At 56.9% G+C, this 20035-nt stretch carries 20 protein-coding genes; 17 read left to right on the top strand and 3 right to left on the bottom strand.

What is annotated here, in order from left to right; genetic code table 11:
• Positions 1-196: 196 nt before the first annotated feature.
• Positions 197-3289: a ribonuclease E gene (rne, locus tag G5193_RS03135; protein WP_421204923.1), complete on the bottom strand. Its 3093-nt coding sequence runs from the start codon at positions 3287-3289 to the stop codon at positions 197-199.
• A 413-nt stretch (positions 3290-3702) separates the two neighbouring features.
• Between rne and rluC the strand changes: the two genes are divergently transcribed.
• Together rluC and G5193_RS03125 are read left to right on the top strand one after the other, a co-directional pair.
• Positions 3703-4647: a 23S rRNA pseudouridine(955/2504/2580) synthase RluC gene (gene rluC / locus G5193_RS03130; RefSeq protein WP_005351815.1), complete on the top strand. Its 945-nt coding sequence runs from the start codon at positions 3703-3705 to the stop codon at positions 4645-4647.
• On the top strand, positions 4647-5327 hold the full coding sequence (locus G5193_RS03125; RefSeq protein ID WP_421204922.1) for an HAD family hydrolase: 681 nt from the start codon (positions 4647-4649) through the stop codon (positions 5325-5327). Before rluC ends, G5193_RS03125 begins: the two co-directional genes overlap by 1 nt.
• A gap of 105 nt (positions 5328-5432) precedes the next feature.
• On the opposite strand, the gene G5193_RS03120 is transcribed toward G5193_RS03125, so the two are convergent.
• Positions 5433-6014: a Maf family protein gene (locus tag G5193_RS03120; RefSeq protein ID WP_216953600.1), complete on the bottom strand. Its 582-nt coding sequence runs from the start codon at positions 6012-6014 to the stop codon at positions 5433-5435.
• A 119-nt stretch (positions 6015-6133) separates the two neighbouring features.
• Between G5193_RS03120 and yceD the strand changes: the two genes are divergently transcribed.
• From yceD to G5193_RS03045, 15 genes are all read left to right on the top strand, one after another.
• Positions 6134-6655 (top strand): 23S rRNA accumulation protein YceD, encoded by a 522-nt coding sequence (yceD, locus tag G5193_RS03115; protein WP_337072246.1) that lies wholly within the window; start codon positions 6134-6136, stop codon positions 6653-6655.
• Between the two features lie 19 nt (positions 6656-6674).
• Complete coding sequence (rpmF, locus tag G5193_RS03110) at positions 6675-6842, top strand: 50S ribosomal protein L32 (RefSeq protein ID WP_005300935.1); 168 nt, start codon at positions 6675-6677, stop codon at positions 6840-6842.
• 9 nt (positions 6843-6851) lie between these two features.
• Positions 6852-7871 (top strand): phosphate acyltransferase PlsX, encoded by a 1020-nt coding sequence (gene plsX, locus G5193_RS03105; protein ID WP_337072245.1) that lies wholly within the window; start codon positions 6852-6854, stop codon positions 7869-7871.
• Positions 7872-7878: 7 nt separating this feature from the next.
• On the top strand, positions 7879-8838 hold the full coding sequence (locus tag G5193_RS03100) for a beta-ketoacyl-ACP synthase III (RefSeq protein ID WP_040065495.1): 960 nt from the start codon (positions 7879-7881) through the stop codon (positions 8836-8838).
• Between the two features lie 71 nt (positions 8839-8909).
• Positions 8910-9845 carry an ACP S-malonyltransferase gene (fabD, locus tag G5193_RS03095; protein WP_255912249.1) on the top strand — a complete coding sequence of 312 codons (936 nt, stop codon included), beginning with the start codon at positions 8910-8912 and terminating at the stop codon, positions 9843-9845.
• A gap of 13 nt (positions 9846-9858) precedes the next feature.
• Positions 9859-10593 carry a 3-oxoacyl-ACP reductase FabG gene (gene fabG, locus G5193_RS03090; protein ID WP_005333159.1) on the top strand — a complete coding sequence of 245 codons (735 nt, stop codon included), beginning with the start codon at positions 9859-9861 and terminating at the stop codon, positions 10591-10593.
• Between the two features lie 158 nt (positions 10594-10751).
• Positions 10752-10988 carry an acyl carrier protein gene (acpP, locus tag G5193_RS03085; RefSeq protein WP_005300909.1) on the top strand — a complete coding sequence of 79 codons (237 nt, stop codon included), beginning with the start codon at positions 10752-10754 and terminating at the stop codon, positions 10986-10988.
• 82 nt (positions 10989-11070) lie between these two features.
• Entirely contained in the window at positions 11071-12312 is a 1242-nt protein-coding gene (gene fabF / locus G5193_RS03080) for a beta-ketoacyl-ACP synthase II (RefSeq protein WP_005333158.1), read from the top strand.
• Positions 12313-12380: 68 nt separating this feature from the next.
• Complete coding sequence (pabC, locus tag G5193_RS03075) at positions 12381-13187, top strand: aminodeoxychorismate lyase (RefSeq protein WP_106843692.1); 807 nt, start codon at positions 12381-12383, stop codon at positions 13185-13187.
• On the top strand, positions 13177-14178 hold the full coding sequence (gene mltG / locus G5193_RS03070) for an endolytic transglycosylase MltG (protein WP_005333156.1): 1002 nt from the start codon (positions 13177-13179) through the stop codon (positions 14176-14178). The genes pabC and mltG overlap by 11 nt, the downstream gene beginning before the upstream one ends.
• Positions 14178-14819 (top strand): dTMP kinase, encoded by a 642-nt coding sequence (gene tmk / locus G5193_RS03065; RefSeq protein WP_421204921.1) that lies wholly within the window; start codon positions 14178-14180, stop codon positions 14817-14819. Before mltG ends, tmk begins: the two co-directional genes overlap by 1 nt.
• Positions 14804-15751 (top strand): DNA polymerase III subunit delta', encoded by a 948-nt coding sequence (holB, locus tag G5193_RS03060; RefSeq protein WP_421204920.1) that lies wholly within the window; start codon positions 14804-14806, stop codon positions 15749-15751. The genes tmk and holB overlap by 16 nt, the downstream gene beginning before the upstream one ends.
• A 25-nt stretch (positions 15752-15776) precedes the next feature.
• Positions 15777-16556, top strand: a complete 780-nt coding sequence (locus tag G5193_RS03055; protein ID WP_421204919.1) for a TatD family hydrolase — start codon at positions 15777-15779, stop codon at positions 16554-16556.
• Positions 16557-16842: 286 nt separating this feature from the next.
• Positions 16843-17871, top strand: a complete 1029-nt coding sequence (locus G5193_RS03050) for a site-specific integrase (protein WP_107682950.1) — start codon at positions 16843-16845, stop codon at positions 17869-17871.
• A 160-nt stretch (positions 17872-18031) separates the two neighbouring features.
• Positions 18032-18316 carry a RepB family protein gene (locus G5193_RS03045; RefSeq protein ID WP_236322132.1) on the top strand — a complete coding sequence of 95 codons (285 nt, stop codon included), beginning with the start codon at positions 18032-18034 and terminating at the stop codon, positions 18314-18316.
• Positions 18317-18542: 226 nt separating this feature from the next.
• On the opposite strand, the gene rsmF is transcribed toward G5193_RS03045, so the two are convergent.
• A complete protein-coding gene (gene rsmF, locus G5193_RS03040) occupies positions 18543-19973 on the bottom strand; it encodes a 16S rRNA (cytosine(1407)-C(5))-methyltransferase RsmF (protein WP_107682952.1) in 1431 nt (476 codons plus the stop codon).
• Positions 19974-20035 lie beyond the last annotated feature (62 nt).

The following is a 20035-nucleotide window of genomic DNA, read 5'->3' as shown; positions in this document are numbered from 1 at the left end:
CATGCGGCGTATCGGTAGCGGATTTGTTTGTCCATATCCGAGGTATTACTGACCGGAGTCGGGTGTTCAAGAGGATATTTGCATTAGGTTCCTCATCCAAACTCCTTATCGATGAAGCTCGAGCAATCTATGTCATGAAGATAAAAAAAGAGCCACACAATGGTGTGGCTCTCGATTTAGTCGTTACCGGTGGATATCAGGGGCGGCCGGCCGGGCAGGTGGCCACGTTGACGGCGGCAGTGCTGCCACCGTGACGACCTGATGTGCTCACTTCGTTGCGTACCAGCGGCGGGTAGTTAACCGGCTCACGAGCAGGCAGGGCAGGGGCTTCGGCGGGGGTTGCCATCGGCGCGGATGCTTTGCGGGCACGAGCCAGCAGGCCAGCTCCGTGAGCTACCTGTTTGGTGACGGCCGGAGTCTCTTCCACCGCAACGGCAGCGACAGGAGTCAGGGCTTCGACAACAGCAGCTGGCATTTCGACTGCAACAGGTACAGCTTCCACGACAGGAGTGTTGACTGCAGGGGCTTCTTCAACAACCGGAGCGGTTTCAACCACGGTTGCGGCAGCCACGTCGACAGCCGGAGCGTCGACAACGGCAACCTCCGGCTCTGCTGCAACCACGACCTCAGCGACAGCTGCAACAACCGGGCTGGCAGCCACATCGGCTTGAGTTGCTTCGACCTGGGCAGCAGCCTGCTCGGCCGCTTCTTCATCAACGGCTTCGACAACCACATGCTCGGTCAGTGCCGCAGAGGCTTGCAGAGCAGCAGCGACGGCTTCAGCGCTCGGGATGGTAACAACAGGCACTACCGGCTCTTCAACCTGCGCTTTGGCAATATCTGCCTGGGCTGCGGTGGTCAGAGTGGTGGTATCTTGCTGTTCTTCGTCACGCTGGCTGCGGACATCTTCGTTGATGCGCTTGCGGCGCTGACCTTCGATACGCTGGCTGCGCGGAGTGCGGCGTGAACGGCGCTGGCCTTCACTCTGCTCTTCCTGCTCGTTACCCACGGTGGCATCGATCACTTCAGCTTGCGCTGGTACTTCGTCAATCGGCAGGGCAGGGGTGTCAGCAGCGGCGACATCGACGCGGATCTGCTTGCGCAGTTGGCGACGTTCGCGGCGCTCGGCCACTTTCTGCTCTTTCTCCTGACGTGGCTGGACGGCAGTTGCATCAACGCCGTCTACCGCTTCAACAACGACTTCGGCGCGCGGCTCACGGGGAGCACGAGGTTCACGGGCTGGACGTGGCGCACGTTCCTGGCGCGGCTCGCGAGGTTCGCGCTCCTGACGGGGTTCACGTTCCATGCGCTGTTCGCTACGCACCTCACCACGGGCTTCACGCTCCTGACGAGGCTCGCGCTCTTTGCGGGGACGGCGATTGCGGTTTTCACCGGCTTCGCGGTTGCCACCTTCACGCTTCTCGCCAGCTTCCGCATTGTTGCGGTTGCCACGATTGTCGTCACGACGGGGACGCTGACCACGGCCACGACCTTCTTCGCGCTGGTGGCGTTGACCTTCATCCTTGCGTGCTTCACGAGCAGCAGGTTTCTCGGCGGGCGCTTTCACGTCGGCAGGGGCTGCATCGCTGCTGAACAGGCCGGTAATGCCTTTGATCAGCTTGCTGAAGAAACCGGCTTCGGCAGGGGCCGCAGCAACGGGAGCCGCTGGCTGTTGCGGTGCAACAGGGGCTGGTTGTGCCGGTTGGGCAAAGCCTTGCAGCAGCGGTTGCTCGCGCTCGATCACCTGAGCTTGCTTCGGTTGGTAGACCGGCTTGGCAATCTCGGTTTTCAGCTCGTAGCTGGCTGCTTCCGGGATCTCGTTCTGACGAATGCGGGTTACTTCGTAGTGCGGGGTTTCCAGATGCTGGTTCGGAATGATGTAAACACGCACATCATTGCGCTGTTCCAGACTGGCGATGGCGGCACGCTTCTCGTTAAGCAGATAGGCGGCAACATCCACCGGCACCTGGCCGTGAACCTGCTCGGTGTTGTCCTTCATGGCCTCTTCTTCGATGAGACGCAGGATGGACAGGGCGAGGGATTCGTTGTCACGGATCACGCCCTGACCCTGGCAACGAGGGCAGATATGGCTGCTGGATTCGTTGAGGGAGGGGCGCAGACGCTGGCGAGACATCTCCAGCAGACCGAAACGGGAGATCCGGCCCAGCTGGATGCGGGCGCGATCCTGATGAACCGCTTCACGCAGACGGTTTTCCACTTCGCGCTGATGGCGAACCGGCGTCATGTCGATGAAGTCGATGACGATCAGGCCACCCAGATCGCGCAGACGCAATTGACGGGCAATTTCGTCGGCCGCTTCCAAGTTGGTTTGCAGCGCAGTCTCTTCGATATCGCCGCCCTTGGTGGCGCGGGAGGAGTTGATATCGATGGAGGTCAGTGCTTCGGTCGGATCGATAACGATGCTGCCGCCGGAGGGGAGGCGCACTTCACGCTGGAAGGCTGATTCAATCTGGCTCTCAATCTGGAAGTGGTTGAACAGGGCAACTTCACCCTTGTACAGCTTCACACGGTTGAGGAAATCGGGACGTACCAGCTCGATATGGGCCTTGGCGCGTTCGAAAATCACCGGATTGTCGATCAGGATCTCGCCCACATCGCGACGCAGATAGTCACGGATGGCACGCACGATGACGTTGCTTTCCTGGTGGATCAGCACCGGCGCAGCGCGCTCCTGGGAGGCCTTATGGATGGAGTCCCAATGGTTGAGCAGAACGTTCAGATCCCACTCCAGCTCCTCTGGCGACTTGCCTACACCGGCGGTACGTACGATCAGGCCCATGCCTTCCGGCACGGTCAATCCGCTCAGGGCTTCTTTTAGTTCAGTCCGCTCATCACCCTCGATGCGGCGGGAGATACCACCGGCACGGGGGTTGTTGGGCATCAGTACCAGGTAGCTACCTGCCAGGCTGATAAAGGTGGTGAGGGCTGCACCCTTGGTGCCACGCTCTTCCTTGTCGATCTGGACGATAACTTCCTGACCTTCGCGGACCACTTCTTTGATGTTGGGACGACCCTGATAGGAGTAACCGGAGGGGAAGTAATTGCGGGCGATCTCCTTCAACGGCAGGAAACCGTGGCGCTCGGCGCCGTAGTCGACAAAAGCAGCTTCAAGGCTGGGTTCTACGCGGGTGATCTTACCCTTGTAAATGTTCGCTTTCTTCTGCTCGTGTCCCGGACTTTCAATATCCAAATCGTAGAGCTGTTGTCCGTCAACCAGCGCTACGCGCAACTCCTCTTCTTGAGTTGCGTTGATAAGCATTCTTTTCATTGAGTTCTCATTATTGTGTCATTTTGATTTCCTCCATCTGGGTCCTGCCAGCGCCGGCCTCGGGTCTTCAGCATACTGGGGCAACCTCCCGGTTGGGGTATGCATGAGGCGCAAACTAAGGGCGTTCTGGTCATCACTTCTCGAGAAGGAATGAATAAGGATGCCGAAATGGAGACAAATAAACGGTGATGTTTGTGTTCTCCATGCGTTGTACCTCGCACCCGGGAACCGTCATGTTCTTGTATACACGGTGTTTCGGGATTGGGTGGCATACTTTTTGGCCACTTAGTACAAGGCTTGAACACAATGACAAAACCTTGTTTATTATCCCATTTAAACCTCTTTTATAGCAAGGCGCCATTTTTCAACAAACCATGCAGCCAAGGGGCGCTGGCAGTGTTAAAATCCGCGCCATGACACAGATACAACAACAAGTGCAGCTGCTCACCATCGAAGCTGAGCATGACGGGCAGCGCATCGACAATTTTCTCAAGACTCAGCTAAAGGGCGTCCCCAAGAGCCTGATCTATCGCATCCTTCGTAAAGGCGAAGTGCGAGTAAACAAAAAGCGCATCAAACCGGAGTACAAACTCTGCGCAGGTGACGAGGTGCGGGTGCCCCCCGTGCGCGTTGCCGAGAAGAATGAGCTGCCTTCAGCTAACCTCGGGGTTATCCAGCGTTTGGAGAGCCAGATCCTGTTCGAAGACGATGCCATGATCGTGCTGAACAAGCCCTCCGGCATGGCAGTACACGGTGGCAGCGGCCTGAGCTTTGGCGTGATAGAAGGGCTCCGAGCTCTGCGGCCTGAAGCCCGCTTCCTCGAACTGGTTCATCGACTGGATCGCGACACCTCCGGCGTGCTGCTGGTTGCCAAGAAGCGCAGCGCCCTGCGCAGCCTGCATGAGCAGTTGCGCGTCAAGACCATGCGCAAGCAGTATCTGGCGCTGGTGCGTGGCAAGTGGCAGGCTCACGTCAAGGTGGTTAATGCGCCGCTGCGCAAAAACGATCTGCAATCCGGTGAACGGGTAGTACGGGTCAGTGCCGATGGCAAGCCCTCCGAAACCCGGTTCCGCATCGTGCGTCAATTTGCCGAAGCGACCCTGGTCGAGTGCAGCCCCATCACCGGCCGTACCCACCAGATCCGCGTGCACACCCTGCATGCCGGTCACCCGATCGCCTGTGACGATAAGTACGGTGAAGCGGCGTTTGACGAGAAAATGCGCAGCCAAGGTCTGAAACGGCTCTTTTTGCATGCCTGGAAGCTCAGCTTCACCCATCCGGCCGATGGTCGCGAAATGCAGGTAGAAGCGCCGCTGGCACCTGAGCTCGACAACTTCCTCAACGGCTTGCCACGCTGATGCAGGATATCCGGCTCGCCATTTTCGATTGGGACGGCACCCTGATGGATTCGGTAGGCCGGATTGTTGCCTGTGTGCAAGGGGCCGCCAGAGATTGTGAGCTGGCGGTACCTGCTCCAGCCCAGATCCGGCAGATCATCGGATTGAGCCTTGATGTCGCCATGTCCCGTCTGTTCCCTTTAAGTAGTGGCAGTGGCAGTGGCAGTGGCAGTGGTAGTGCCTTTGATGAGCGCCAGATTGCCGCACTCATCGATCGCTATCGTCATCACTATCTGCACGATGCCACCCCCAGCCCGCTGTTTGCCGGGGCAGGAGCGTTGCTGCATGATTGGCGGTCACGAGGGGTGCAACTGGCCGTCGCGACCGGCAAATCACGCCGTGGGCTGGATCGGGTATTGGATGAGACCGGACTGCGCCCGTTGTTTGTAACCAGTCGCGGGGCCGATGAGGCTCGCTCCAAGCCTGATCCGCTGATGCTTGAGCAGATCCTGGATGAGCTGGGGCTGTCAACCCGGCAGGCGGTAATGATCGGCGACTCTGTTCACGATATGGCGATGGCCGAGGCGATCGCCATGCCGCGTATTGGTGCCACCTGGGGGGTGGATAGCCGCGATGCCCTCAGTCGTCACGGGCCAGTGGCGGTGGTGGATTCTATGGCGGCTCTTCGCGGGCTGTTATAGATGCCTCTCTTTAAGAGACATCAATCTGATTGATAACAGAAGCCCGGTCTATTGATCGGGCTTTTTATATGCTCGATCTAGCTTATCTATTCGTCTCGTCCGCAATCAGGGCAGGGCAATACCGTGGCGCTCCAGCAGTTCGATCAGGCCGATCAGTGGCAGACCGATCAAGGCGTTAGGATCGCGCCCCTCCAGCCCCTTGAACAGTACGATGCCCATACCTTCGCATTTGAAGCTGCCAGCACAATCGAGGGGCAGTTCAGCCTCTACATAGCGGCGAATGGCGGCTTCGTCGAGATCGCGAAAGTGAACCGTAAACGGTTCAATCAATTGATGAATCTCATTGGTTGCAGCGTTAAGTACGCACAGGCCGGTGTAAAAGGTGACGCTGCGCCCCTGAGCCGCCATCAGCTGGGCGATGGCATTGTCTATGGTGCCCGGTTTGCCGAGGATGTGGCCATTGCAGACACACACCTGATCAGAGCCGATGATCAAGCCGTGATCACGATATTGGGCGATGGCATCAGCCTTGGCACGAGCCAGTCTGGCCACCAGCGCCTCGGCGTATTCGCCAGCCAGCGGTCGCTCATCCACATCGGGGGCGGCACATTCAAAGGGGAGACCAAGCTTCTCCAGCAGGGCTTTGCGATAGCGAGAAGTTGAGGCGAGGATCAGATTCTGTGGCATAATCGAGTTACCGATGAAAGCAGGTACCGGCATTCTAGGGACTTGTGACGTTAAAATCATCGGCGGTAAGGACTTTTTCCTTTGACTATCAGTTGTTGGACCTATATTATTCGCGCCCTATGCAAAAGGTGAAGTTGCCCGTTAAGGTTGATCCAGTCCGTAGTGCCTTGAAGCTGCTCGACTATGTCGGGATAGTGGAAAAGTCGCAGATGCCCAGGCTGGAGGAATCAACCGCTGGCTTGCTGAGTGATATCGAGGTATCGCTGCACTTTGGCAAAGATGTCCAGAAGTTGACCGTTATGAAAGGCACTGCCCATGCCAAGGTCGACCTGGTTTGCCAACGTTGCGGAGAGACTTTCGAGCATCTCTGTGAAGCTGAATTTATCTACACTCCGCTGTTCGAAAGAACAAACGAGGAAGAACTGCCGGAAGCTTATGAGCCCATTGAGTTGGACGAAAACGGCGAGATAGACCTTCATCAAATCCTGGAGGATGAACTCATCCTCTCGTTGCCTCAGGTAGCCATGCATTCTTTGGATGCGTGTCCCCGCGGTAACATGGAGATGACCTGGGGTGAAATCGAACCTGCTGATGAGCGGCCGAATCCCTTTGCAGTTCTTGAAGAGCTTAAACGTAAGTGAATTTAGGAGTTAGCCTACAATGGCCGTACAACAGAACCGTAAAACCCGTGCCAAGCGTGGCATGCGTCGTTCCCACGATGCGCTGACCACCGCTGCCCTGACTGTTGATCAGACCAGTGGCGAAATTCATCGTCGTCACCACGTGACTGCCGATGGTTTCTACCGCGGTAAAAAGGTAATCGCTTAAGGATTGCCTTTGTCTACGCAAACTGTCGCGCTAGACATCATGGGGGGAGATATTGGCCCCTCGGAAACAGTGCCTGCCGCCGTGCAGGCACTGTCTCTTTTACCCCAGCTAAAACTGATCCTGGTCGGCGACCAGCACCAGACCTCTTCTCTGCTGCAGCAACATGGCTTGCTGAATAATCCCCGCGTTCGTTTCGTACATGCATCCCAGGTGGTTGGCATGGGCGATAAACCGATCGTGGCGCTGCGTACTCTGAAAGACTCCTCCATGCGGGTGGTACTCAATCTGGTGAAAGCCGGTGAGGCCGATGCTTGCGTCAGTGCTGGCAATACCGGTGCGTTGATGGCGATGGCCAAGTGCGTGCTCAAATCCCTGCCCGGGGTAGACAGACCTGCCCTTATCAAGGCGCTGCCGACATTGAGCGGCAAACGCACCGTGATGCTGGATCTTGGCGCCAACGTCAGTTGCGATGCCGATACCCTATTGCAGTTTGCGGTGATGGGCTCCGTCGTGGCCGAAAAGGTAGAAGGCATTGCATCACCCCGTGTTGCCTTGCTCAACATCGGCGAGGAGGAGATCAAGGGCAACGATCTGGTGCGTCACAGTGCCGAATTGCTGCGTCAGTGCCACGCGCTCAATTATGTCGGGTTCGTCGAAGGGGATCGCATCTTCAGCGGCGACAGCGACGTGATCGTCTGCGACGGTTTTGTCGGCAATGTCGCCCTCAAGACGGCAGAAGGGGTGGTGCGGATGATGGCTCAGCTGGCCGGATATCCCCGCAAGAAACGCACTTTTCTTGGCCGGATCGCCGGATTTATGTTCAAACGGCGTTTTTCTTACCTGAACCCCGACCAGTATAACGGAGCAAGTCTGTTAGGATTGCGCGGCATTGTGGTAAAAAGTCATGGGCGGGCCGAACGGCGCGCTCTGTGTAATGCGATCCTGCTGGCCGCACAAGAGGCCAAACATCAACTTCCACTGCAAATAGCAGATCGCCTTGAAGCTGTCTTCTCTGACAGGGATCTATAAGAACTCTATGCATAGCAAAATTCTGGGTACTGGCAGCTACCTGCCGAGTTCAGTGCGTACCAACGCCGATCTCGAGCAGATGGTTGAGACCAGTGATGAGTGGATCGTGGAACGCACCGGTATCCGTGAGCGCCGTATTGCCGGGGCTGACGAAACCGTTGCCACCCTCTCTTACCAGGCCGCCCTGCGCGCCCTGGATGCAGCCGGTCTGACCGCTGCCGATCTCGATATGATAGTGCTGGCCACTACCAGTGCTGAAAATGCCTTCCCGGCTGCCGCGTGCGAGCTGCAGGGGCTGCTCGGCGTTCCGGGCATTCCTGCCTTTGACGTGGCTGCTGCTTGCGCAGGCTTCACCTACGCACTCTCCATTGCCGATCAGTTCGTCAAATCCGGCGCCGCCCGCCATGTGCTGGTCGTCGGGGCCGATGTACTCTCCCGCATGTGCGATCCACAAGATCGCGGCACCATCATCCTGTTTGGTGATGGGGCAGGGGCTGTGATTGTCGGTGCCAGCGAGACGCCGGGTATCCTCTCTACCCATCTTCATGCCGATGGCCGTTATGGCGAGCTGCTCAAGCTGCCGCACCCTCGTCGCGGCATGCCGGGTGCCGAGCTCGAAGCCTACATGTATATGAAGGGCAACGATGTCTTCAAGGTCGCGGTCACCCGTCTGAGCGAGATCGTAACCGAAACGCTGGCCGCTGCTGGCATCGAGCCGAGCGAGCTGGATTGGCTGGTGCCGCATCAGGCCAACTTCCGCATCATCAGCGCCACCGCCAAGAAGTTGGGTATGAGCCTCGATAAAGTGGTGCTGACCCTCGACAAGCACGGCAATACCTCTGCCGCTTCCGTTCCGGTCGCCTTCGATGAAGGGGTGCGGGATGGCCGGATCAAACCGGGTCAGCTGGTTCTGCTGGAAGCCTTTGGCGGCGGTTTTGCCTGGGGCTCTGCGCTGGTTCGCCTCTGATCTTCGGCGGGATGGTGCGCCCATCATCCCGTCATCGATTTCATTTTTGTCTTATCTAAAAGGAATCAATGATGACCCAATTTGCCATTGCCTTCCCGGGACAAGGTTCCCAGTCCGTAGGCATGCTGGCCGAGCTGGCCGAACAACATGCCGTGATCAAGGAGACCTTCGCCGAGGCGAGCCAGGTGCTGGGTTATGACCTGTTTGCCCTGGTGATGGATGGTCCGGTTGAAGATCTGAACAAAACCTGGCGCACCCAGCCTGCGCTGCTGACTGCCTCTGTCGCCCTGTGGCGCCTCTGGCAACAGCTGGGTGGGGCAACGCCTGCCATGATGGCGGGTCACAGCCTGGGTGAGTACTCGGCGCTGGTTTGCAGCGGCGCACTCGATTTTGCCGATGCGGTCAAACTGGTCGAGCTGCGTGGTCTGGCCATGCAGGAAGCGGTACCGGAAGGCACCGGGGCCATGGCGGCTATCATCGGTCTGGATAACGAATCCATCGCCGCCAACTGCGAAAAAGCGGCAGAAGGGCAGGTGGTCTCTCCGGTCAACTTCAACTCCCCGGGCCAGGTGGTTATCGCCGGTCACAAAGAGGCCGTTGAGCGCGCCAACGTGCTGATGAAAGAGTCGGGCGCCAAGCGTGCGCTGCCGCTGCCGGTCTCCGTGCCGTCTCACTGCGCGCTGATGAAACCTGCCGCAGAAAAACTGGCAGCTGCGCTGGACGGGATCGAGATCAAGGTTCCAACCATCGCGGTCATCAATAATGTCGACGTATCCTGTGAACAGGATCCGGCCGCCATCAAGCAAGCACTGGTTCGTCAGCTGTTCAGCCCGGTTCGTTGGACCGAGACTGTCGAGCGGATGGCCAATGAGGGGGTTACCCTCGAGATCGAGATGGGACCGGGCAAAGTGTTGACCGGGCTCGCCAAGCGTATCGACAAGCGCGTGGAAGGTATTCACGCCAACGATGCCGCCTCTTTCGAGCAGGCGCTGGCCCAGATCAAGTAAACAGGAGCAAGTGATGAGCTTTACCGATAAGGTTGTGTTGGTGACCGGTGCCAGTCGTGGCATCGGCCGTGCGATTGCCGAAACATTCGTGGCCCGTGGCGCGAAAGTGGTCGGTACGGCGACCAGCGAGAGCGGTGCCGAGGCGATCAGCGCCTATCTGGGCGAGAATGGTTGTGGCATGGCACTCAACGTGACCAGCCAAGAATCCATCGAAGCCGTCTTCGCCGCCATCAAGGCGCGCTTTGGCGACATCGACATCCTGATCAACAACGCAGGGATCACCCGTGACAACCTGTTGATGCGGATGAAAGATGACGAGTGGAACGAGATCATCGATACCAATCTGACCTCGCTTTACCGTCTGAGCAAACCGGTGTTGCGTGCCATGATGAAGAAACGTCACGGTCGCATCATCAGCATTGGCTCCGTGGTGGGAACCATGGGCAATGCCGGTCAGGTCAACTATGCTGCCGCCAAGGCCGGTCTGGTTGGTTTTACCAAATCGTTGGCGCGGGAAGTGGCATCCCGTGGTATCACAGTGAACGCGGTTGCTCCCGGTTTCATCGAAACCGACATGACCCGTGCCCTGAATGACGATCAACGTGCCGGCATCATGAGTCAGGTGCCTGCCGCCCGTTTGGGTGATCCAAAAGAAATTGCCGCAGCTGTGGTATTCTTGGCTTCTGATGAAGCAGCCTATATCACCGGCGAAACCCTGCATGTTAATGGCGGGATGTACATGGTGTAATCAATTTGTCGTAAGATCTGTTCAAATTTGCGATAGTACGCCGAAGTTTGGCACATTTCGTGGTTTGACCAGCGGCAAGCTACTTGCAAACTCACGTCAATTGAATAAACTACCCCAACCAGACGCAAATAGCGTATTTTTAAAGGAAAATTCAGGTCATGAGCAACATCGAAGAACGCGTAAAGAAAATCATCATCGAACAACTGGGTGTTAAAGAGGAAGACGTTAAGAACGCTGCCTCCTTCGTCGACGACCTGGGCGCTGACTCTTTGGATACCGTTGAACTGGTAATGGCGCTGGAAGAAGAATTCGATACCGAAATTCCTGATGAAGAAGCCGAGAAGATCACCACTGTTCAAGCGGCTATCGACTACATCACCGCTAATCAGGAATAAGTTCCTGTTCTGAAAGAAGCGGCCCAAGGGCCGCTTCTTTTGTATTTGTTCCCTTTCAAAACACCTCTCGGAGACTACCTCAGTGTCAAAACGCAGAGTCGTGGTGACCGGCTTGGGGATGCTTTCCCCGGTGGGTAACACTGCCGAATCCAGCTGGCAAGCCCTGCTCAACGGGCAGAGCGGCATTTCCCTTATCGAACACTTTGATGCCAGCGAGTTTGCAACCCGTTTCGCAGGTCTGGTCAAGGATTTCGATCCCGAGCAGTACGGTATCAACCGTAAAGATGCTCGCAAGATGGATCTCTTCATTCAATACGGCATCGCGGCCGGTATGCAGGCGCTGGATGATTCCGGCCTGACCATCAATGAAGAGAATGCCGAACGTGTCGGCGTGGCGATTGGCTCCGGTATCGGCGGTCTGGGTCTGATTGAACAGAACCACGAAAGCTTGGTCAACGGCGGCCCGCGCAAGATCAGTCCCTTCTTCGTTCCGTCCACCATCATCAATATGGTGTCCGGTCATCTTTCCATCATGAAAGGTCTGCAAGGGCCGAACATCGCCGTGACGACCGCCTGTACCACTGGTACCCATGCCATCGGCATGGCTGGCCGGATGATCGCTTACGGTGATGCCGACGTGATGGTCGCCGGCGGTGCCGAGAAAGCTTCCACCGCGATGGGGATGGGTGGTTTTGCTGCCGCCAAGGCACTCTCCAACCGCAACGACGAGCCGCAAAAAGCGAGCCGTCCGTGGGATAAAGATCGCGATGGTTTTGTGCTGGGTGACGGTGCCGGGGTACTGGTGCTGGAAGAGTACGAACACGCCAAGGCCCGTGGCGCCAAGATCTATGCCGAGCTGGTTGGTTTTGGCATGAGCGGTGACGCGTACCACATGACTGCGCCTCCTGCAGATGGCAACGGTGGCGCTCGTGCCATGAAAAATGCCATCAAGGATGCCGGCATTGCCCCCGAGCAGATTGGTTACATCAACGCGCACGGTACCTCCACCCCGCTGGGTGATGTGGCCGAGCTGCGTGGCATGAAGTCGGTGTTTGGTGAGCACGCCAAATCCCTGATGGTGAGCTCTACCAAGTCCATGACCGGTCACCTGTTGGGCGCCGCCGGTGCCATTGAGGCGATCATCACAGTGTTGGCCCTGCGTGATCAGGTGGCTCCGCCCACCATCAACCTGGACAACCCGGATGAAGAGTGCGACTTGGATCTGGTGCCCCATGTGGCCAAGCCAGGCAGCTTCGAGTACGCCCTTTCCAACTCGTTTGGTTTTGGCGGCACCAATGGCTCACTGATCTTCAAACGCGTATAATTTGCCGCAGGACAAAGACACAGGCCCGATACTGCCGGTATCGGGCCTTTTTTATCGGAGGGATCCCTTTGCTTATCAATGGCATGAAGCTTGATACCATCTCGGCCCATGATCGGGGGCTGGCCTATGGTGACGGCCATTTCACCACCATGGCGGTCAGGGAAGGTCGCGTGTTGCAGTGGCCTGCCCATCTGGCACGGTTGCAGCAGGCGAACAACCGGTTGGGATTGGTTGAACCGGACTGGGATCTCTTGACCCGAGAGGTTGAAGAGATGGTGGCCGACCAGCCACAATGCGTGGCCAAGGTGATCCTGACCCGCGGCGAGGGGGGGCGGGGCTATGACGGCAGCGGATGTCAGCACACAACCCGGATTGTCACTCTGGCGCCGTTTCCCACTCACTATGGCCAGTGGCAACAGGAGGGGATCGAGATGGTGGTGTGCCGCCAGCGGATCGGTGATGCTCCCATGCTGGCCGGGCTTAAAACCTTGAATCGTCTGGAGCAGGTATTGCTGAAAAGCGAACTTGTCAGCCGAAATGCAGTCGAAGGGATAGTGCTTAACAGTCGTGGTTTTCTCATTGAAGGGGTCAGTGCCAATCTGTTTTGGCGTCGGGGCAAGACGGTGTTTACGCCCGATCTCGCCCGCGGTGGTGTCGATGGCATCATGCGCCGCCAGGTGATGGCGATGTTGAAACAGATGAGTATTGAGTTGCGTGTGGTAGAGGCTCCGCTGGAGTCACTATGGCAGGCGGAAGAGGTGTGGCTCACCAATACCCTGATGGGGGTCGTGCCGGTCAATGGCATCGAGGATATCCATTATCCCACAGCGGTATTGAGTCGCCGTTTACAGGAGCGTTTGGTCATTGAAGTTTAATCGGCTTTACACCCTGCTCGCGGGGGCGGCACTGACGGTAGCCGCTGCCGGGGGCTATGTACATTACAAATGGCAACAGGTAGAGACGCTCACCAACAAGGGACCGACCCGGCTCTTTACAGTGGAGAAGGGCGCCCATGCGGCGCGCCTGATTGCCGAGCTGGGTGAGGGGGAAACCAGCCCCTGGGCGGTGCGGCTCTGGCTGCGCAGCCATCCCGAACTGGTGGCCATCAAATCGGGCACCTATGAAATCAAGGAAGGGGCCCCTCTCAAGGAGACCCTCTCTCTGTTCGCATCGGGCAAGGAGTTTCACTTCAGTCTCACCTTCGTCGAAGGTTCCCGTTTCGAGGATTGGCAGAAGCAACTCTCCAGCGCCCCATATCTTGAGCGATTGACCGTCGAGCAATCCGAAGCCGACCTGGCGCAGGAGCTCGGCATCGAGAATGGCAAGCTGGAGGGGTGGTTCCTGCCGGAAACCTACGCCTATACCACCCATGCCAGCGATCTCTCGATCCTGCGTCGTGCCCATCAGGATATGGAGACTTTCCTGCAGCAGAGCTGGGAGAAACGTCAGGCCAACCTGCCTTACAAGACCCCCTATGAGGCGTTGATCATGGCCTCAATTATTGAAAAAGAGACCGGCCAGCCGGACGAGCGGGCGCAGATCGCCTCGGTGTTTGTCAATCGTCTGCGTTTGGGCATGAAGTTGCAAACCGATCCCACAGTCATTTACGGGGTGAAAGATCGCTACGATGGCAACATTCGCCGCAGCGATCTGACCGACAAGAATCCCTACAACACCTATGTGATCGATGGTCTGCCGCCCACGCCTATTGCCATGCCGGGCAAGGCCTCCATCGAAGCTGCGCTTAACCCCAAGTCGACCGACTATCTCTACTTTGTCGCTAAGGGGGGCGGTGCCCACTATTTCTCCAAGACCCTCGATGAACACAATCGGGCGGTTCGCGAATACATATTGAAGAAACCCTAATGTCTAAATTTATTGTGATCGAAGGATTGGAAGGGGCAGGGAAGAGCTCGGCCGTTCGTTATGTGACCGACTATCTGCAGCGCCACGGCATAAACCGGATCGAGTGCACCCGCGAGCCGGGTGGTACGCCACTGGCCGAGCGGATGCGGGCCATCGTCAAAGAGGTGCACGACGAGCGCCTCACCATCGAGGCGGAATTGCTGCTGATGTATGCCTCCCGGGTACAACTCGTGGAGACCCGCATCAAACCCGCACTGGCCGACGGTGTCTGGGTGGTGGGGGATCGCCACGATCTCTCCTCCCAGGCCTATCAAGGCGGTGGCCGTGGTATCGATGCACAGCTTATCGGAGCCATCAAGCAGGCGGTGCTCGGCAACTTCAAGCCGGATCTCACCCTCTATCTCGATATCGATCCTGCCCTTGGCTTGCAGCGTGCTCGCCATCGCGGCGAGCTGGATCGCATCGAAATGGAGCAACTGAGCTTCTTCGAGCGTACCCGAACTCGTTATCTCGAACTGGCCGCCAAGGATGATTCCATTGTGGTGATCGATGCGGCGCAAACGCCGGAACAGGTCAAAGCTGCTATCGAGCGTGCATTGGATCACTATCTGTCGAACGAGCCGCTATGTATCCCTGGTTGATCCCCGACTGGCATGCCCTGAGCCAGACGGCCCAGTCCGGTCGTCTCGGCCACGCCTGGTTGTTGCTGGGCGATCCCGGTCTTGGCAAGGAGCAACTGGCCGAGCGGTTGGCACGTTTGCACCTTTGTCAGCAACCGGATCGCGGAGAACCGTGTGGTCAGTGCCACTCCTGCCAACTGTTTGACAAGGGTAACCACCCGGATCTCGGCACCATAACGCGCGACAGCAAGACCATCGGGGTCGAGGCCATTCGCGAGATCTGCACCCGGCTGCAGGGCTCTGCCCAGCTCGGCCGTGGCAAGGTGGTGATCATTCCTGATGCGGAGCGGATGACCGAATCGGCGGCAAATGCCCTGCTGAAAACCCTGGAAGAGCCGGCCGGCGACAGCTTGCTATTGCTGATTGCCTCCCAGGTTTCCCGGTTGCTTCCCACCATTCTCAGTCGCTGTCACAAACATGTCTGTCAGTTGCCTGCGGAAGGGGAAACAGTACGCTGGTTGGCCGAGCAGGGTCATCAGGCCACTCTGGCTCAGGTGCGGATCTGTCAGGGGGCCCCGCTGCGGGTACTCGACTATATCGAGCAGCAACAGGACGGTACTCGCCGCGAACTGCTGGAACAGTTTGTCGCCCTGAGTCAAAGTCCGGTCAAGGCGACGGCATTGTGCAGCCAGCTTGGTCAGGAGACGCAGGTCAGGTTGCACTGGTTGCAGCTCTTCTTGTGCGATGCCTTGAAAACCCAGGCAGGATGTGGTCACCATCAGCTGGCGATGCCGGACTTGGCAATCTTGAGCCAGCGGTTGGCGGAGCAGCACTCCAGCGAAAAACTGCTGGAGGCAGAACAAGATCTGGTTGCCCTGAAAGCGGCATTTCTGCCGGGTCAGCTCTCCAATCCCACCATCCATCTGATGAACTGGCTCAGTCGCTGGTTATAAGTTCCGACAAGCAGAAAGGTTTTATATGTTACTCGTTGATTCCCACTGTCATCTCGATCGCCTCAGCTATGGCAGCAAGCAGACCAGCATGGCTGATGTACTGGCAAAGGCCGCAAAACTGGACGTGGGATATTTTCTCTGTGTCAGTGTGACTCAGGCACAGTTCCCGACCATGCTCGAGGCGATCGCTCCCTATCCCCAGGTATTTGCCTCTTGCGGGGTACACCCGCTCAATCAGGAACCCGGTGTCGATGCCGAGTTGCTGCTCAAGCAAGCTGCCGATCCACTTGTGGTGGCCATCGGTGAGACCGGTCTCGATTACTTTTACTCGCCCGAGAACAAGGACGTTCAGCAAGCCTCTTTCCGCGAACATATCCGGGTTGCTCGCGCGCTGAACAAGCCGCTGATCATCCATACCCGCGATGCCCAGCAAGATACCTTGCAGATCATGCGTGAAGAGGGCGCTGATCAGGTTGGCGGTGTGCTGCACTGCTTCACCGAATCCCTCGAAATGGCAGAAGCAGCAATGGCGATGGGGTTCTATATATCCATCTCCGGGATCGTCACCTTCAAAAATGCGTCTGCACTGCAAGAGGTGGTCAAGGCACTTCCCCTCGACAGATTGCTGGTCGAAACCGACTCGCCCTATCTTGCCCCCGTGCCGCATCGGGGGAGGGAGAACGAACCCGCCTTTGTGCGAGACGTTGCCCAGTTTATTGCCGACCTGCGCCATATTTCGCTTAACGAATTGGCAGAAGCCACCAGCCGAAATTTCTTTGAACTGTTCAAGCTGGCGAAAAAATAATCCCCAAGCCCCGTTATTCGGGGCTTTTTAATTTTCAAATACCAAGCTGATTACCCACCTGAATATCAACACCACCTTGCGTTATCTCTCACTTCTTCCTGCCAATTTTACTTTTTCGTTTCTGCCAAACTGGGTTGAATGATATTCCTATGTTTCCTTTATTCAGCGTGGTCAAAGGGCATTAAAACAAGATGTTCTAAGTATCGATAATATTCATTATCGATACTTGATGTATGTGGAGGATCCTGTAAGATCCACTTAAACTTCATACAAATCATAGTGTTCCGTGGCATATCCAACCTTGTCCAATCCGGCTCATCAGTCACTGCAGACTGTTTTCGATGCACAGCTAAATAGTCGGGCACGCCGCTTTTTGCGCAGTGCAAAAGCGGATTCCACCCTCAATGCCTATCAGGCGGATACCCGTATTTTTGTCTTCTGGTGCCAATTGCACGGGCTGGATCCGCTACAAACAACCCATCATGACATCATGAACTTTCTGGCAGATCAGGCCGATGGCGTATTGGCTGACTGGGTATGGCTGGATAAAGAGGAGGGGAAGGGGGAGCTGCGTAACGGTGAACCTCGTAAACCGGCAACTCTGGTAAGGCGTCTGGCAGGGATCCGTTATGCCTTCAAGCAGAAAGGCATTCATCCCATGCCCACCGAACATCCCGAAATAAAGGAGATGATGCGCGGTATTGTCAGGTTGGGGGATAACCGCAAGCGCAAAACCGGTGCCCTGACGCTGCAACCATTGACCCAGGTGCTGGATGGCATCGACACCGGTGATCTGGCTGGCTTGCGTGATCACACCTTGCTGCTCTTGATGTTCAGTGGCGCCTTGCGCCGCTCGGAAGCAGCCCGAATTGAAGTGAGCGATCTCGATTTTGTGGGGCAGGGGATCCGCCTTCGCCTTAAACCGAGCAAGCATCAGCTGCATGAAACCGAGATAGCCCTGATCCCGGGCAAACACTATTGCCCCGTGTCGGCACTGCAAAAATGGCTACACAAAAGCCGGATCAGCGAGGGGCCGCTGTTTCGGCGCATGAACCGCTGGGGTCAACTGATGGCTGAACCACTCGGCCCCCAGGGCATCAATCTGATGATCAAGCGGCGAACTGGCCAAACCATCGACGATCTCTACGTCAGTGGCCATAGCCTGCGCCGTGGATTTATCACCTCAGCGGTAACTGCCGGCAAGCCGATGAACAAGATCATTGAGGTGACGCGCCACAAGGATATGCGAACCCTGCAGGAGTATTTCGATGACGCCCACAAATTCTCCGATCATGCCCTTGATGGTTTGCTTTGACACAACTGCGTCACTTCGTTTTTTATGTTAAATGATATCTTGTTGATCTGATGATATATTTGCCGCGCAGCCAACAGCCCAAAGGGGAAGAGCATCTTCCAATGGATAATGGCATGTGATGAGAGATAACAAACTCAGAAACGTAATATCGCAAGGACATATGAGCCAAGAAATGACAGTGCGTGAAGAGCAAGAAGCGGCCCCCCAAAACAATGCCGAGCGGCAGCGCCAACATGTAAAACGCAAGCAAGAGACCCATACCCGGCTGCAATGCTGGATCAGCAATCGCCACGCCGAGCGATTGGCCGCACTGGGTCTTCATCTCGAAGACAGTCAGGCGTCACTTATCGAGCAGGCGATCGATCTGCTCTACCAACATGAGCTGGGTAGAGAACCTCCGTTTGAAAACAGAGTCGCCACACAGGTCGAAGAGACCGTTGAATAGACACAAGAGTGAAGTAACAGCGATACGTGAAGAGATAAAAAAAGCCAGGTACGAATTCCTTGTACCTGGCATAGGGGAATTGGCTCCTTGCAGAGCCGTGCGCTAACTGGTGTTCGGATTGCCTTAAGCTTAGACAAGGCTCAAGGCTTTTCAAGAGCCGAAGAAAAGTTCAACCAGAGTGTGGGTATTTCAGACTCGTTCAAGTGCTGATGCACCGAACGGCCCACTACGCATTGAACAGATTGTTGTCACGCACCAGCTCGCGGGGGAGGGCATTCTTGACCCGACTACCCACCCATTTCCCCATCCCCAGGGTATGTCCCTGATAGCGGACGATCACCTCGCCAGTGCCCGCATCCTGCTCTGGCCAGACGTCCCGCCCCATCATGAATTCCCGCGCATTGGCGCTATCCAGCTCGACCACGCCCTTGCTCGCTTTATCGCCATAGGCCAGTGCCCACTCATGAGTGAGGCGATAGCCTTTCTTGAAGGTCTCAGCCAACTTGATGCCGATGCGATCGAAACGCAACTTGCCCTGCACCTGATCAAACTGCTGGGGGAAGAGCCAGATCTCGTCATTGCGGCCAAACAGCTGACCCTGCGGTGCCACCCCGAAGTTGGCTTCGATCTCGCGCAACATGGGTTCCGCCTCTTTGGCAGGAAGCGGCGCAAAAGGGAATTTACCCAGCTTGCCAGGCTTGAACATGGTGTTGGGCACAGAGTGATGCTTGCTCAATCTGGCGACAAAAAAGCCTTCACTGTCGAAGATCTGGGGCCAAACGTGCAGGTATCCTTCGGATGTACAGGCCTGCTCTGCATGGGGGAACAGGTCAGCCAGCGAGTCAAAACTCAAGGCATCGCCAAACTTGTCCAGCAGGGATTGGCAGACCGCCTGATTCTCCTGCTCACTCAAGGTACAGGTGGAGTAGACCAGCACACCGCCCGGTTTCAAGGCATGGAAGGCACTCTCCAGCAACCCCTGCTGTACCGCCGCAATCTCGTCGATGCTCTCGATACTCCAGTTGCGCAGCGCATCTTCATCTTTTCGCACCGTACCTTCACCGGAGCAGGGGGCATCGAGCAGGATGGCATCGAAGGTCTCCGGCAACCACTGGCCAAAAACCTTGGCATCAAAATGGGTCATGCCTACATTGGTCACGCCGCAGCGCTGGATATTGGCGCTAAGCACTTTCAACCGGCTGCTGGAAAACTCGTTGGCAACCAGCATCCCCTGATTGTTCATCAAGGCGGCTATCTGGGTGGTCTTGGAGCCGGGGGCCGCCGCTGCATCCAGCAACATACCATCCGCTTTGATCCTGTCGCTGGCAAAGAGCGCCATCACCGGCAGCATGGAGCTTGCTTCCTGAATGTAGAAGAGCCCGCTCAAGTGCTCGGCGGTGTTGCCAAGGGGGACAGTTTCATCGCTGCGGGTCAGCCAGAAGCCGGTATCACACCAGGGCACAGGGTCGAGCTGCCAACCCAGTGGCTCCATCAGGGCGACGAAATCTGAGACGGCGATCTTCAAGGTGTTGACCCGAATGCTGCGGCGCAGAGGACGTCGACAACTGGCCACAAAGTCATCCATCGAGAGATGGGCCGGCATGATGGCCGCAATGTGGCGTAAAAAGTAATCGGGAAGGAAGGTGTTGTCGTGCACTGTGCCGTCTCGTTGACCGAAAAAGAGGGGCGATATCCTACCACAAGGCTAAGAATATTCTG

Origin of the sequence: Aeromonas sp. 601027, assembly GCF_049174455.1 — a bacterium.
GTDB lineage: Bacteria > Pseudomonadota > Gammaproteobacteria > Enterobacterales > Aeromonadaceae > Aeromonas > Aeromonas veronii_A.
The sequence above is the reverse complement of the archived record's forward strand: the minus strand, read 5'-3'. Positions and strand labels throughout refer to the sequence as shown.

Bases quoted from the DNA above. Each gene is read 5' to 3' on its own strand.
- rne (WP_421204923.1), bottom strand. From the start codon at position 3,289: ATGAAAAGAATGCTTATCAACGCAACTCAAGAAGAGGAGTTGCGCGTA.
- rluC (WP_005351815.1), top strand. From the start codon at position 3,703: ATGACACAGATACAACAACAAGTGCAGCTGCTCACCATCGAAGCTGAG.
- G5193_RS03125 (WP_421204922.1), top strand. From the start codon at position 4,647: ATGCAGGATATCCGGCTCGCCATTTTCGATTGGGACGGCACCCTGATG.
- G5193_RS03120 (WP_216953600.1), bottom strand. From the start codon at position 6,014: ATGCCACAGAATCTGATCCTCGCCTCAACTTCTCGCTATCGCAAAGCC.
- yceD (WP_337072246.1), top strand. From the start codon at position 6,134: ATGCAAAAGGTGAAGTTGCCCGTTAAGGTTGATCCAGTCCGTAGTGCC.
- rpmF (WP_005300935.1), top strand. From the start codon at position 6,675: ATGGCCGTACAACAGAACCGTAAAACCCGTGCCAAGCGTGGCATGCGT.
- G5193_RS03100 (WP_040065495.1), top strand. From the start codon at position 7,879: ATGCATAGCAAAATTCTGGGTACTGGCAGCTACCTGCCGAGTTCAGTG.
- fabD (WP_255912249.1), top strand. From the start codon at position 8,910: ATGACCCAATTTGCCATTGCCTTCCCGGGACAAGGTTCCCAGTCCGTA.
- fabG (WP_005333159.1), top strand. From the start codon at position 9,859: ATGAGCTTTACCGATAAGGTTGTGTTGGTGACCGGTGCCAGTCGTGGC.
- acpP (WP_005300909.1), top strand. From the start codon at position 10,752: ATGAGCAACATCGAAGAACGCGTAAAGAAAATCATCATCGAACAACTG.
- tmk (WP_421204921.1), top strand. From the start codon at position 14,178: ATGTCTAAATTTATTGTGATCGAAGGATTGGAAGGGGCAGGGAAGAGC.
- holB (WP_421204920.1), top strand. From the start codon at position 14,804: ATGTATCCCTGGTTGATCCCCGACTGGCATGCCCTGAGCCAGACGGCC.
- G5193_RS03055 (WP_421204919.1), top strand. From the start codon at position 15,777: ATGTTACTCGTTGATTCCCACTGTCATCTCGATCGCCTCAGCTATGGC.
- G5193_RS03045 (WP_236322132.1), top strand. From the start codon at position 18,032: ATGAGCCAAGAAATGACAGTGCGTGAAGAGCAAGAAGCGGCCCCCCAA.